This window comes from Duganella sp. Leaf126, from assembly GCF_001423125.1.
In the GTDB taxonomy this organism is placed as follows: Bacteria; Pseudomonadota; Gammaproteobacteria; order Burkholderiales; family Burkholderiaceae_D; genus Rugamonas.
This window is the reverse complement of the sequence record NZ_LMNW01000013.1, coordinates 1-13,044: the sequence shown is the minus strand read 5'-3', so window position 1 is coordinate 13,044 and position 13,044 is coordinate 1. Positions and strand designations below refer to the sequence as shown.

Genomic DNA, 13,044 nt, shown 5'->3' with positions numbered 1-13,044 from the left:
CCGCGCGCATTCGGGGATGCGACTGGTTGAAAATTTGTGTCCATAATCAGAATTTGTGGGCACAAATGTTGTGCCAAAATTCGATCATGAATGACGGTAGTCAGGCCGTCCAGACGGCGCCGGGGCGACGCTTACGGTCCTTGGGGAACTTTGTGTACACCGCATCGTAACCCTCCCGCGTTTTCACCTCCTTCCATTCGGCGACGAACGGAATCTCTGCGTCGGGAGAACCCAGCAGCAAGCCCGACTCAGCAAGCGGCAAGCGGTTGACGAAAGTCCGGCCCTCCCAGCCCGCCGGCACGGGAACCGTAATTTTCTCGCGGGGGTACTCGTCGGGGCAGCGGATTTGCACGGAGGCAGTAGCAGCCGCAACATGTGCGAACACGAACATTGCAGCGAAAGCGAAGTTCAGGCGTTTCATGCTGGGTCTCCGAGTTTTGTGACATTCACTTGCACTGACGTGGCCCGATGCCTGTCATCTGGTCAGCGCCACTGGCCTCACTATGAGGCTGCACCGAAGTGCTTGAAGCTTGAGATGAGCTTTGCACCGCAACTGAGCTCGTCGCCGTCGAAGGCTATTCTCTTGCCCTTGACGAGGTGATGCGGGGACCCGGTCGTAATTGTGCAGTCTGTGTGGCCGGGGATGGGGCAACTGCACTTGTCGCCTACGCACGCCACTGGCACGCCATGAACCTTAAAGTGGTTAGCACTGCTGCTGACCACCTTGCCACCGTGCGATGTGGCATCGCCCAACCGAACAACATTTCGCATTGCCTATTCCTCCGTCACCTACCATGATGAAGTCGAGCGGACGTCTCTGCGGGAGCATTCATTCAATGTGCGGAACCTATTTCGCGAAGTGTTTGTATCATCGCCCAGGCGAACCACATCCCCATCAGCACGAATGTACAAAGCACCCCAATGAGGGAACTGACCCGATAGGTACGCAGCCGCAGAGTATTCCTTTCCTGCGCAGTTGAAGTATCTGGGTTCGTAAATGCCGCGAAAAGAAGCGGTGCTATTGCAATTACGAACGGCAAAAAGAAGGTGTGGCTTCCTTCGGGCGAGATTGTTATTACAGCCAACCCGATTAGAAGCACGGCGCCTTGGTGGAGCGCGATAAATTTCTCATGAAAATTATTGAATCGTAGGGCCATAGCCACCTCAAAAAGATTTTATCGGGTATGAATGCTATCTTTTACACAGGCTTTCATCGAATTCTTTCGGGGCGTTCTTCGAGGCGGCGTTAGCCCTTTGCAAATCGTTCTGCAAGACACGTAGTTGGGCGTCGGATACCTTGAGGGGGGTAACACCTGTGAAGTCGACCTCCCAAGCCTGCTTTCGGTCAACCGCTACCCAGCCCGCTCCTCGTTCCACTTGGTCAGAACTAAACTGAATCCCCGGCGGTGGATTGCGGCAGTCGTTGTAGGAAACCAAACCGAAGCTGTTAGGGTCTGCGCCTTCTAATTTATTATCGCCGTAATAAACGGAGTTTTGGTCACGCCCGAATTCCATCGTCGACTGAGACTCCACCTCAGTCCCATCTAACTCGAGAGCAAAAATTTGCCTGAATGTCGGCGCATCCGCGCCTTTAACGGGGTTGCTGCCACGTATTACCCAGCGACCGTCTGTCGCGTAGTCAGCACTACGGCCGGCGACAGAACCGGGCACGCGGTGTAGATTTGCGATGTCGAGCGCTGGTGTCAGTGACAGTACTCTTTCCCCATCCGAGTTCCAAATGACATTTCCGTCACTCAAATATATTCCGCCGAGGTAATCCTGCAGTTTTTCCCAATTAACTGGTGCGTCGAGTTTAATTAAGACAAACCTCTTGGGTACTCTAGGGCGTAGCCCTCGGGGAGGCAGAACTCCGCCGTGGACTTCGCTGACCCGGTAGACATCATTCCCGATTCGGGTATATTCGAGAAATCCGATACGCCGGGTTTCAAAGCTACCCTTGCACTCGTAAAATGGGCCGTCTATAGGTCTGGAAGCGCTGTCCACCCACTCCACCGTGCAGACAACTTCTGGGACAAACATGTAGTACGCCAGCACAAGAAAGAAGATAAATATGCCGTAGAAAATTTTCGTCATACAATTCCTCAACCTCGTCTCGAGTAACGATACGCGGCGTTGAAGCCAGCGAGGTACGCAGTTTCAATTTACTTCTCCTCACCAGCACGTAAAACCTCGCTAACCTTCGGCGCTCTATAGTTCTCAGGGTCGATAGAGGGCTTGACCTGATGCTTGAACACGTCCCGGCCTTCCTGCGCCTTGCGCCGTTCCTCGGTCGGCGGGCTGATGAAGACAATGCTGGCCCCGGCCGGGTCGCGCAGATTGACCGCGGCCGAGGTGCCGCCTTCGATGTAGCTACCCATGACGCCGAGGGCCATCTGCATGAAGAAGGTGGCCGCGCCGGTGTTGCCCAGGCGCCGGTCGGTGTTGATGAACTGCGCCGTCTTACCACTGTCGATTTCCGGCCCGCCCTGCGCCGCGTACTGGTGCAGCATGCCTTCCATCGCAACCAGGTGGTCGACGTTGTTGTCGAAGGCGGCGACAATCCTGGCCGGGCCTTTCGCGCGCTCGGCGTCTGGTAGGGTTTGCAAAGCCTGCTGCCAGCCGGCTTCCAACAGCTTCTGGCGCGCGTCGCGCCGCGTTACCGGCTTGCCGTGCTCGTCCTCGAACTTGACGAAGACAGGGCGATGGATGAAGCCCAGCGATGGCAAGTTGTCGAACGCCTGCATCTGCTCGCGGTTCCACGGAACCGGGAACCACGGCGTAGGCTTCCAGTCCTTGGGGGGATGATTGGCCCAGCGCTTGAATGCATCGAGCAGCGGGCTGCCGTCCTTTTTGTCGAAGACCGGGTTCTTGGCGAATCCTGCGGCGGCCTGCAACCATTCCGCGACCGATGGATGACGTCCAATATTGACTTCGTCGGGGTGAGCGAGCTTCTGGGGGTTCGGGACGTCGTCGCTCAGCTGATAGTACATCCTCCGCAGGTTCTCCTGCAGGTAGTCGTTGTCCGGGTCGTCCCACACGTAGGGTCGCAGCGGCTCAACCCGCTCGCGTCGGGCCAGTACGAACACCGCGCTCGAGTCCGGCCGCTCGGGAATGTAGTAGCCATCCTGCACAAGCCGAGCTGTACCAGGAAGCCTTGCCCTGTTGCGCACCGCCATGTCGTCAGCAGACGTCAGTACGAGGTAAGGCAAATCGGGGTATTTGTCGAAGAGTGCGAACGCCTGTTCCAGCAACTGGTCCGGGCGTTCGCTAAGCTGCCAGGGGCCGGTCACGAACAGGTGCCAGGCCATACCGGTACTGTCCGCGCCACCGGCCAATCCCGCTATCGGCTGGATGGCGCTCGGCTGCCATGCGGGATTTATGAATGGGGGGCCAGCATACATGCTTGGCGCGCCCCAGAACATCGGAGAGCGTTCGGCGCCGTTCTCCAGCGCGTCGCAGGCACGGCTACCGGAATCGCCAATCTTGTCAGTGTCTGCCCACTCATACTTCTTCGGGTCGCGCTCGCGGATGCTGGTATGGGCATTGCCCTTTTGAAGAGCATCCCACAGCTTGCCCTGCCGGTACTTTTCGTAAGTGACGCCCAGACCCAGCACTTCGAGCACGTATTCGCGTCGTGCCTTCTCGGTGCGTGCGGACTCTTCCTGGTCCTTGAGCTGCTGCGTCTTCTGCTGCCACGCCTGCTCGCGTTTATTCGCAGCGAAGGAGTCCTTAATCCATTTGCCGCCGAACAGGACCACAACCGCCAGCAGCGGCACGCCGAACCAACGTACTCTATCCATCGTCGTCTCCACGTCAACATTGGCAAGTTCGGGATGCAGCACCCGGAAATCGAATATGAGCCACAGCAGGAAGACAGGCGGAAACAAGAGCACAGCTCCCAGGACGTGCTTCCATGCCTTGGGACGCTTGATGTCCGCTGCAGTGGTGACGGTGTGGCTGCTCATGATTATCCCTTCGCCGCAGCTGGTCGGTTCACGCGCTTGCCCAATGTCGTTTCAGCGATGACAATGTTCCACAGCTCGCCGGTAAACACCGGCAGGCAGGACGGCAGCACGCCAGTGCTGTAGTAGTCGACGTTGCCCATGATGAGCTGCTTGCGCCAGTCGGGTTCGCACTCGTAGTAGGCGCCGTGTTTGTCCATAAAATCGACCCAGGTAGGCATTTCTTTGCGGATGAAGTCCCCCGGACGTAGATTCTTCAGCCGCCAATCCGCCACCGCGCAAAGGTAGGCGTAGAACAGCCGATGGCTGGACGCTTGGCCGCTGCCGATTGCCACGTCGTATGCGGTCACGTAGCGGTGGTTTGCCGCGCTGTCGAAAATCGCACTGTGGAACGACTTTTCGCCCAGTTCGTGCTGCCAGCGTCGCCGCGCATCGTTGGGGCTTTCCTGCACTACGGCCGTCACCTTGCCACTCGGTTGGCGGACAGCGCGCACGACCGTAAACCTGTCATCGGGGTCGGCCGGATTGCGGCCCCGCGCCTTGTTGTAGGCGTCCCTCACTTGGACGCAGTCGTGTGGCGGAAGGTCCTGCGGCGTGCCAGGATAGCGAGGATGCCCGGCCGGGTCGGGGACTTCCACGGTCCAGGTGCGCAACGAACTCGCCGTCACCGCAATCGCGGCAGTGATTGGGTCCACTTCCTCGCATGGCCCGCGGTCCTGCGGCTGCGCCTTAGCCAGGCGGGAACTGGCCGGAATCTTGTTAGCATCTATCTGATTGCCCCGTAGGTCCGCTTCGCAGGGATGATGCAGCGGTTCGCCGTTAATTGCGCGGATACCCTGCCGCTGAATTTCGGGCTTGTCCTTCGGGTCAATGGGCCATGTCGCGACTGGCAGATGCTCGCGCCAATCGCGTATGGTGGCTGCGACGTGTGCACGGTCGTCTTCACTGTTGAGCCGTAACGCGAAGTCGTGTGGTGGCTGGCCGACCAGGACAGAAGCTACTTTTCCGGTGCGCGGGTCCAGCCGGCGTTTGGCGGTGAATACCCGCTGAAAGAAGCCCGCCCTAAGTTCGGCCATGGGCTTGCGGGTCACGGTACTGTGCACCCATCGAGACGGGACCTGGCTGAGTGTACCGTGGCTTGGCACATAACCGGTATCGACTTGCTGCTTGTATTGCGTTCCCTGAACGTAGTCGGGCACGCCTTGCCAACCGATACCGCGCATGTTGTCGAGGGCGACCGTCATGTCCTCCGGGCAGAAGTAGAGGTAGACTTTGCCGCGATTGTCGCGGTCGCCGTCGGGCTTCCAGCAGCCCGCAACCATGCCGCCACAGTCGCACTCGTTAATCTTCGCAAAAGACGGCTCGGTCGCCTTCGACTTCACGACGCCGGTCACGATGTTCACCAGCGTCTGCAATCTCGCGTGCATGCTCTGGCGACCCTCAAGTAGGTCGTATTGCGACTGATTCATCGCCGCATCCGTGCCGCCGCCCTGAAAGGCAGCTACGATTTTCATCCCCTTGCCCATTTCCTCGTCAAGGCTGTATGGCGGATGGGTCAGGACTAAGGTATCGGCAGTACGTTCGCCTCGCTCCATCAGGAAAGCCTGTGCGAGAAGGCTCAGCAGGCATCCCTGGCTGTGCGCGACGATGCTGACTGTATCTTTCGGCTCGAACTTGCGAATCATCGCAATGACGGCAGCCAGGCGCAGCGCGGCCAATACCATGTACATGCGGCCGGGGCCGGTCTTGACGGGCCTGAGGGGGTCGCCCAAAGGGTCAACGGGAGCGCAGACGCCGCGGTTCCACATGTCCGGCAAGGTGCTGGTCGCATTGCCGAATGGACCGCCGTTCTTGCAAAGGTCCTTGTCGAGACGTGTGCCATAGCGGTCGGTCTTCTGACCGTTCACGGTCTTTGCCTCTTTCTGGACTTCTCGGTAGCCCCAATAGAACGGGATGACCGGACTGTCGGTATCCGGTCTCACTTTACGCTTGAAGTACACCGCATCCGGGTCAACTTCGACCTCGTCCTTGTCCTTGTCGGTCTCTCCCGGCATCTTGTATTCCGCCGGCTTAAAGTACCGGGACAAACGCTCCTGCAGGCCGAGACAGAGGCCTTCTTCCACCGCGTTAAACGAGGTGCCCACATCGTTCACGCCGTGAATCACGATGATATTGCCCGGCAGGTCGCGCGGCACTTCGATGACTTTGTCGCGGAGCCGGTTGCACTGGAGCACCGTGCTCTCGCGTTTGACCACATACTCAATCTTCGGATAAGGCTTTTCGGCCATGTCTCCCCCTGAAGGCTATTTGCCGCCACCGCCACGCAGTAAATCGAAGTCGGCCATGTGCATCGCGTCGCGCGCCAACAAGTCGGACTTGCCGTCAGCGCCGCTGCGGGCCTTCGTGCCCGTGCCATCGCTGAGCGCGATGTTCATGACCGTGTCCTTGACGGTGCTGCCCTGGGCCAGCTTGTCGTCGGCTGTGGCGGCACGCGGGTAGCGCAACTCAGCCTTCTGGTCCGCTTTGCCGCTGCCAAACGCCGGACGTTGCGGCGTCATGGTTTCCGGGCCGTCGTACAGGAAATCGGGTGCGTGGTATTGGATGGGATGCTTGCTGCCGATGACAAATTCCCCGTTGCCCATCCTGACGAACGAACCGTCTTCCACGACGAAATGCAGCACCTTTGCGGCGACGGTGACGACGCCGTCGCAGGCGGTCAGCTGCATGTCCTTGGCCGAATCAATGGCGGTGTCGTCGTGCTGGCTCTGGAGCACAAGCTTGCCGAAGTGGGCGATGGCGTTGAGCCCGCCGTGATGTGCAAAAAAGGACACGCCCTTGCCGGCGTTGACGGCGAAGCGCTGGCCGGCCGTAAGCTGCAAGTGCTGCTGCGCGACGGTGTCGATGTTCCTGGCCGAGTAGCTGACGATGGCCTTGGAGCTGGCAAAGCCGATGCCAGCCGGCGATGTGATGCCAATGACGGGTTCCCGCGGCTCCGTTGCGTTGGGGGCAGTGTTGCTGCCGTCCTCCCACCGCTTGAAGCGGGCCAGAAGTTCGTCCTGGTCCTTCGCTTCGATTGGCAATCCATTGTGCTCGGCTGCATAATTCCCGAGTGCGGAAAACAGTTCGCCGCACTCACGCAGAAGGCCCACGAAGTCGTCGCGTGCCAATTGGCTGCCCTTTGTGCTCGACCCACCGAAAAGCCTCCAGGCGCTCAGGAAGATGCCCCGCGCGGCGTGAAGGGCGATGGCCTCGTCGGTACGCAACTCCGCGCCTTCGCCCCGCGGCGCCGCCCGGCCGTCCTGTCGCAGTTCGGTCAGGTAGCCCAGATTCAATTCGGTCGTCGCATGGTCGCTCGCCAGTTGGGCGCTGATTTGGCCTGGCGTGTCATCGAACCTGAGCTGATTGCCGCGGTGCCCCTGCACCTCACGGCTGCGCAAGCCCGATTGATACCGGCTTTGCGGCAGTGCATCTTCACGCCGAAAAACCGGGGGAAGTGCGTCGGCGTTGTAGAGCTGGCCGACGATGATGGGCTTGTCAGGGTCGCCGCCGGCGAATTCGACAAGCACCTCTGTTCCAACGGGCGGCAACAAGCGCGCGCCGCATTGCGCGCTGCTGCCCGGACCGTTTCCAGCCCAGTTCGACGCCACACGGACCCAGGCCGACATACCATCCGAATTGGCAGCGTCTTCACCGCTCGCATGCGCGGATGATTGCGACCGGACTGCCGGAAAACGTACCTTGACGCGGCCTAGTTTGTCGCACCAGACCTCTTCGCCCGGGGGGCCGACCACAATCGCGGTTTGCACCTGCGGGCGCCGCAGGACCCGGCGTGGTGGAACGATGCGCACGCCGCGGCGCACGCAGGAAAACCGTGTCCTGTAGCGGGTCCCCTCTCCGGCGCCCAGTTCGAGCAGCTCATCGTCATCTTGCCCCCAGCCGTTGCGGCTGAACATGCGTTCGACTCGCGCACTGATGTCGACTGGCAGATTGTTCTGCGCGATGATGCGTTGTTCGGTGATGACGAACTGACGCTCTTTCGCCTCGTGCGTATCAATCTCGGGGTGCCCCTCTAGAATGAACCACTCACCGACAGCAAAGTCACGAACACCGCCCTCGCCGTGAAACGACTTGGATGCGTACTCGAAGCGCGCCATCTGCGTGTCTCCCAGTGCAGCCAGGTCGAGTATCGTGTCGCCAAGGTGCGGCGCCGCGACATAGTAGTCCTCAAGGCTTGCCGCAAGCTGGTTTCCGCGCGTGCCCTGGTTCGCCTGGGACTGAGAGTGAACCGTCGTGAAGGGCGCCGCGCCAGGGTGGTTGTAGTCGGGGCTGTACAGGGCGACGCGGCCGGGCTGCAGGGTACGCTCTGCGCTCCAATAGGTGATGGCGTCACGCTGCTCGGTCGCCGCATCCCGGTGAAAGCGCACGGTGCCAGCCGAATTCTGCCGCAGGTCATACGGGTCCTTGAACAGGACCAACGTGTGACCGATAGCGTTCTCGGCCTGGCTGCCCTTGGCTCCCGACCAATTGGGGAGGCCTGGACGAAAGAACCAGGCAATGCCGATGCGCTGCATCAGGCGCCGAATGAATGCAGCGTCCGACTCGTTGTGCTGCATGGTGAATTCGCGCCGTGCCGGCCGGGCATGCCGCAGTCCAAGGGCGATGTCGAGGTCGAACGTGGCAGCCAGGATGGGATTGGTCGTCTGCCATTCTTTGATAAGCGTTTCGATGATGTCCAGCTCGCTCATGTTCCGGAAGATGCGCGTGTTGACGCGGTTTTCCATCATGGAAAACGCATCGCGCATGACCAGCTGATACGTCGCCAGGCCGCCGTCGCTCTGCCCGGACAGAGCTCCGGTCACGATGCCACACAGGCGACGCAGTTCCCCCTGGTCGGTGACAACTTGCAGCTCCGCGGGTACGCCGATGAAGTCCTTGAGTTGTAGCCGGGCGCTCCCGGCAACGCACAGGATTCGATACTCGAAGCCCCCGCATATTGCTTCGTGTCCGACGACCTTCTGGGCCAGGAGCTGGCCGCTCGTGTTGTCGCTCGCACGGTCCAGTTTGAGCCGAATTGCCCGGCTCCGTGTCGACAGGAGATACTGCGCCAGGTCAGCGATTTGCACCTTGTCAAACTCTGCCATCTGTCGTCTCCCATTTGGGGCCGGTAGTCCTTACTTCGATACGATTGTTCTTTTTCTAAGGAAAAATTGCGAATTTCACTCTACGGTTCCAGCTCAAGACGGAAGAATTATTGCGGCGACAACCACGATGCATGCTGCGATGCCGCAAATTGCGAAGTCATGTATTCCGCAGAAGGAAGGTTGCGGCATGCAACAACTGAACATCCAGTAATGGTCTGTATAGCAGCAGTATCCGAGCGGAAATTCTTTGTGTATTGCTTGGACGCAGCGAAACCGCTACCTGCTGCATTCTTTTGACGCCAGTATGGAAGGCGCTAACACATCGTTTACCTGCCGCCGCCGGACTACACCACCGAACAGGATGTGAAATTCGGAAAATTCACAAATGCAACATTGATGTTAAAATTTACTTCAAGACAAGTAATCGCGGAGGCATTCTTGAAGCCCCTCATCGTTATTGGCGACAAAACGAGTCACGGCGGGACAGTTATCACCTGTTCAAAATTCTCAGATACCGATGGGAAGGGTTGGGCTCGGGTCGGCGACATGGTTTTCTGCCCCCGATGCAAGGGTGTGTATCCCATCGTCGAGGGCGACGCGGGCTTTCTTGACGACGGCCACGCTGTCGCTTACGACGGGTGCAAAACAGCATGTGGCGCCGTGCTGGTCGCCAGCCAGCAGATGACCCTTACCGAACCGGTGAACGGCGGCGCATCCGGCGCCGTGTCCGACGCCATCGGTACATCGCTGCAGGGCTTTGGCGTCGTCGCCAAGGGGCTCGCAAGCCGTTATCAGGATGAGCCCGCCGCGTCAGGTAAAGAGCGTTTCCGCGGAAGGTTCCAACTCGTCGACGCCACTACTGGAGCACCAGTGCGAAGCCAGGCCGTGCGCGTGCGGTCGACCGGTGGGCAATACGTCACTGGCACTACCGACGCCGACGGCTACACGACGTGGGTCGAGCGCGACGCGCGCGAAGCGCTGGCGTTCGATTTGGTTCAGGACGGTGACGCATGACGAGCCCAGCGAAACCACCATCAGGCCGTCCCCCGAGCGCTCCACTCGCAACCGGGGGCATGTCCGTTGAAGGCACAACGACAGTCGTGCCAGTCCAGCCACCGCAGCCTAATGCGGTCGACAAGAAGGTGCTCTGTTCCGCAATGTGCCAGTGCCACGCGCAACCGAAGCTCGGCGCAAAGGGGCGCCGGCTCAAGCAGGAATGCGTCGCCGCCCGGCTCCAGGCACTCGACACCGCGATGGACCACATGAGCCCATACAAGGCCGAATACACCTATGACATGACGAAGCGGCCGCCAATGCCGTTCATGGACAAAACGATTCCGACAAAGGGATACACGTTTTTTTTCCGCGGCTGGACGCTGAAGGTTTGGCCAAAGGACCCGGAGCGCCCGCAGCCGTACGTGCCCAACATGGGCTACACGCGGCGCCCGGACGTCATCATCGTCAAGGACCCGACGAAGCCTCCAACGCAAGACAACATCAAGCAGGTCGTCGAGATGAAATTCCCGGATGACGACTACGTCGGCGACCAGCGCCAGGATTACATTCGAATCGCCGGCGACGAACGGAATCTGGTGACGCTCAAGCTCGAGGCGTGCGATTGCAACCAGCCCGAGCCGAAGCCCCCTAAAATACCGGTTGAGCAGATAGGGAAAGCCGCAGTAGGTGCGAGCATCATTTACATGATTGTAACGAAACGACCACCGCCAGGCGGCGTGCCGGCGTATTGAGGACAGCTATGAGTGATTTACCGTTCGACCCCGTCGAGCTGATGCGTACGAACCCCGAGGCCCTGAACATTCCCGGCGGGATGCTCACGGCCAGCGGGCCGCAGGACTACGTCGGCTGCGTGCCGGTCATCGCGGGCACGCTTTTTTTCGAGAACGCCCACCTGCCAGCCGTGCGCGACGCCATCAATGAATGCTTTGAGGCGTACCAGGCAATCGCGAAGCCGGAGCTGACCTGGCTCCTTCGAGAAGACCCGCCCGAGGGGCCGCGTAAGATGGCTTTCGAAAAGGCGAAGCCGTTCAAGACGATGTTGGCCAGCATAGACCCGAACGCCTTGGTGAGCTTCTACTACACCAGCGGTAAGCAGGTTCACGATGCCGGCCCCTGGGAATTCCAGGTCCATGGGATTCAGGCCTGGCGTGCAAACATGGGGGACTGGGGCTTGTGCGGCTTGCGGTTCTCTGTGCCGCTGCTGTTCGTCGAGGAGACTCCCGATTCCTTCGTCGAGCTGTTCGTAGGCTGTGCGCGGCGACTTCATGCGGCACATGGCTATGCCGGTCACAGCTTGAACCTCTCGGCGCTCCGATACGACGACAACCAGGCATTCGAAGCCTACCTGGCACCGAAACTCAAGGGATTCGACGCCGGCAACCTCATCGCAGGCGCCGCCAACGCACACCTGGGCATCAAGACGGTCAGCTGGCTCACGGCCATCAACCGGGGATACTTGGAGAAGGTAGGCGGCGAGTCGACGGTCCGGTCTGAACTGCCGCCGGATTGGTTCCGGCTGTTCGACTACGGCGCGGGGGTCGTTATTCAGGCGGGGGCCAGGCCAGATGCGGCACCGGCGGACACCGCGCCTCCCGCCCGGCTTGTGTTACCGGACATGCTCCTGCAGCCGGTCCGGACGCCCAAAGTGCAGATTCACTACGCGTCAGCGGATAGCGAACCCCGCCTGATTGGTTGGTCGGCCGACGAATGGCTCAAGCGTCTCGACGTCCCGCCCGAGCAGCTGATGGCTTATAAGGCGCAGTTACTGAAGGAGCCGAAGATTCCATCGAGTCGGTAGAGTCGCCTCCGCTTGAGGTCGCGCGATTTCGCGGCGTCTTGAGGCCACGTGGTGTAAGGCCAGCCGGGTTCAGATGTTGGGTGAGCAGAAGACAAGGGTTCATACCCTTGGGCCGTTGTCGCGAAAGCCATACGGGTCAAGCAACCCGTCCGGGTCGAGATAGAGCGCATCGGCCAGCCGCTCACGGTCTTTGAAAATCTGCGCCTTGCCGTGCTTGCTGTCGTAGTCGATGCCGGAGCCAACCCCTGGCAAGTACGTCCACAGGCCGGCGTTAAGCAGTTCCCTGACCGTTGTGGCGGCACGCAGCGACTCAAGGGCATATTTTCGGTCCTGTTCTTTCGCGACGACCAGGGCACGCACCAAGCTGCGTTCGCTGGCGATGACCGAGCCCACCAGCGCTGCGGCTGCGACAAGCCATGCGACAGTACCGGCGCTGCCAGCAATGCCCATCCCAACCATAGTGGCGAGGCTTGCTGCGAAGACGGCGGCCCAGAGTCGGGACCAGGTGCCGTGGCGGGCAGCGACGCTCTGCAGTTGAACCTGCTCGGGACTCTCCCTGAGTGCTTTTAACGTGGCAGCAAAGGCTTCCGACGCCCGTATCTCGTCATAGTCGGCCAGCACGGCGTCGCGCAGCTTCCACCTCTTCAGCCACTTTACAGCGAGCTCCGTTTGTTCTGGACTGAGGTAGCGCGCGTGCTTGTCTACGGCTTCTGCCAGCGCCGCCAAGGCAATCTCGCCGCGGTCTGCCAGGTCAGGATTAGCACCGCTGCCGTCTCGACTGAACAAGCTATTGTTCTTCGTGCGCACGAATGATTCGTCGATGACATAGTCCTCGGGCTGCATCGGGTCCGAGCCATAGTTATCGCGCATGATTGCTCCTAGTAGTTCTTTGCGGAACTATAACAAGAAACCTGCACGAGGCGGCTCTATGGCTCTGCGACAAGTCAGTCGAGCACTGGAAAAAGACCGGGCATCGAGTGCGATACCCGGTCTCAATTTGCATAAATGCCTACGTGAATCACCCCGGGTTTGAAGGAGGCTCCAACATTTGAGAAAATGGAGCCACCATGAAAAAATCAGTCCGATATTCCCCCGAAGTGATGGAGCGCGCCGTGCGCATGGTCCA

The 13,044-nt window shown here is 60.0% G+C and carries 10 protein-coding genes; 3 read left to right on the top strand and 7 right to left on the bottom strand.

From position 1 onward, the window contains the following. Positions 1–100: 100 nt before the first annotated feature. The 6 genes from ASF61_RS11165 to ASF61_RS11150 form a co-directional block, all read right to left on the bottom strand. Positions 101–421: an STY0301 family protein gene (locus ASF61_RS11165; protein ID WP_056155536.1), complete on the bottom strand. Its 321-nt coding sequence runs from the start codon at positions 419–421 to the stop codon at positions 101–103. Between the two features lie 80 nt (positions 422–501). After that, on the bottom strand, positions 502–771 hold the full coding sequence (locus tag ASF61_RS22730) for a PAAR domain-containing protein (RefSeq protein WP_082491503.1): 270 nt from the start codon (positions 769–771) through the stop codon (positions 502–504). A 420-nt stretch (positions 772–1,191) separates the two neighbouring features. Beyond that, positions 1,192–2,094 (bottom strand): DKNYY domain-containing protein, encoded by a 903-nt coding sequence (locus ASF61_RS23285; RefSeq protein ID WP_156369551.1) that lies wholly within the window; start codon positions 2,092–2,094, stop codon positions 1,192–1,194. A gap of 68 nt (positions 2,095–2,162) precedes the next feature. After that, positions 2,163–3,965, bottom strand: coding sequence for a DUF2875 family protein (locus ASF61_RS11160; RefSeq protein WP_056155533.1), 1,803 nt, complete (start codon positions 3,963–3,965; stop codon positions 2,163–2,165). A gap of 2 nt (positions 3,966–3,967) precedes the next feature. Continuing rightward, positions 3,968–6,250, bottom strand: coding sequence for a DUF3274 domain-containing protein (locus ASF61_RS23590; RefSeq protein WP_056155530.1), 2,283 nt, complete (start codon positions 6,248–6,250; stop codon positions 3,968–3,970). Between the two features lie 15 nt (positions 6,251–6,265). After that, positions 6,266–9,103 (bottom strand): type VI secretion system Vgr family protein, encoded by a 2,838-nt coding sequence (locus ASF61_RS11150; RefSeq protein ID WP_056155528.1) that lies wholly within the window; start codon positions 9,101–9,103, stop codon positions 6,266–6,268. Between the two features lie 438 nt (positions 9,104–9,541). On the opposite strand from ASF61_RS11150, the gene ASF61_RS11145 reads away from it, so the two are divergent. The 3 genes from ASF61_RS11145 to ASF61_RS11135 are packed head-to-tail and all read left to right on the top strand — an operon-like array spanning position 9,542 to position 11,918. Further along, positions 9,542–10,117, top strand: a complete 576-nt coding sequence (locus tag ASF61_RS11145; RefSeq protein WP_056155540.1) for a PAAR domain-containing protein — start codon at positions 9,542–9,544, stop codon at positions 10,115–10,117. A 59-nt stretch (positions 10,118–10,176) separates the two neighbouring features. Next, entirely contained in the window at positions 10,177–10,851 is a 675-nt protein-coding gene (locus tag ASF61_RS11140) for a VRR-NUC domain-containing protein (protein ID WP_156369550.1), read from the top strand. Between the two features lie 8 nt (positions 10,852–10,859). Further along, positions 10,860–11,918: a type VI immunity family protein gene (locus ASF61_RS11135; RefSeq protein ID WP_056155521.1), complete on the top strand. Its 1,059-nt coding sequence runs from the start codon at positions 10,860–10,862 to the stop codon at positions 11,916–11,918. A 99-nt stretch (positions 11,919–12,017) separates the two neighbouring features. Here ASF61_RS11135 and ASF61_RS11130 read toward each other — a convergent pair whose 3' ends face one another. Next, the gene (locus tag ASF61_RS11130; RefSeq protein WP_056155518.1) at positions 12,018–12,788 is read right to left on the bottom strand and encodes a hypothetical protein; all 771 of its coding nucleotides are present in this window, start codon (positions 12,786–12,788) and stop codon (positions 12,018–12,020) included. Between the last annotated feature and the right edge of the window lie 256 nt (positions 12,789–13,044).

Excerpts from the sequence above, each read along its gene's own strand:
- ASF61_RS11165 (WP_056155536.1), bottom strand. The coding sequence starts at position 421 with ATGAAACGCCTGAACTTCGCTTTCGCTGCAATGTTCGTGTTCGCACAT.
- ASF61_RS22730 (WP_082491503.1), bottom strand. The coding sequence starts at position 771 with ATGCGAAATGTTGTTCGGTTGGGCGATGCCACATCGCACGGTGGCAAG.
- ASF61_RS23285 (WP_156369551.1), bottom strand. The coding sequence starts at position 2,094 with ATGACGAAAATTTTCTACGGCATATTTATCTTCTTTCTTGTGCTGGCG.
- ASF61_RS11160 (WP_056155533.1), bottom strand. The coding sequence starts at position 3,965 with ATGAGCAGCCACACCGTCACCACTGCAGCGGACATCAAGCGTCCCAAG.
- ASF61_RS23590 (WP_056155530.1), bottom strand. The coding sequence starts at position 6,250 with ATGGCCGAAAAGCCTTATCCGAAGATTGAGTATGTGGTCAAACGCGAG.
- ASF61_RS11150 (WP_056155528.1), bottom strand. The coding sequence starts at position 9,103 with ATGGCAGAGTTTGACAAGGTGCAAATCGCTGACCTGGCGCAGTATCTC.
- ASF61_RS11140 (WP_156369550.1), top strand. The coding sequence starts at position 10,177 with ATGTCCGTTGAAGGCACAACGACAGTCGTGCCAGTCCAGCCACCGCAG.
- ASF61_RS11135 (WP_056155521.1), top strand. The coding sequence starts at position 10,860 with ATGAGTGATTTACCGTTCGACCCCGTCGAGCTGATGCGTACGAACCCC.
- ASF61_RS11130 (WP_056155518.1), bottom strand. The coding sequence starts at position 12,788 with ATGCGCGATAACTATGGCTCGGACCCGATGCAGCCCGAGGACTATGTC.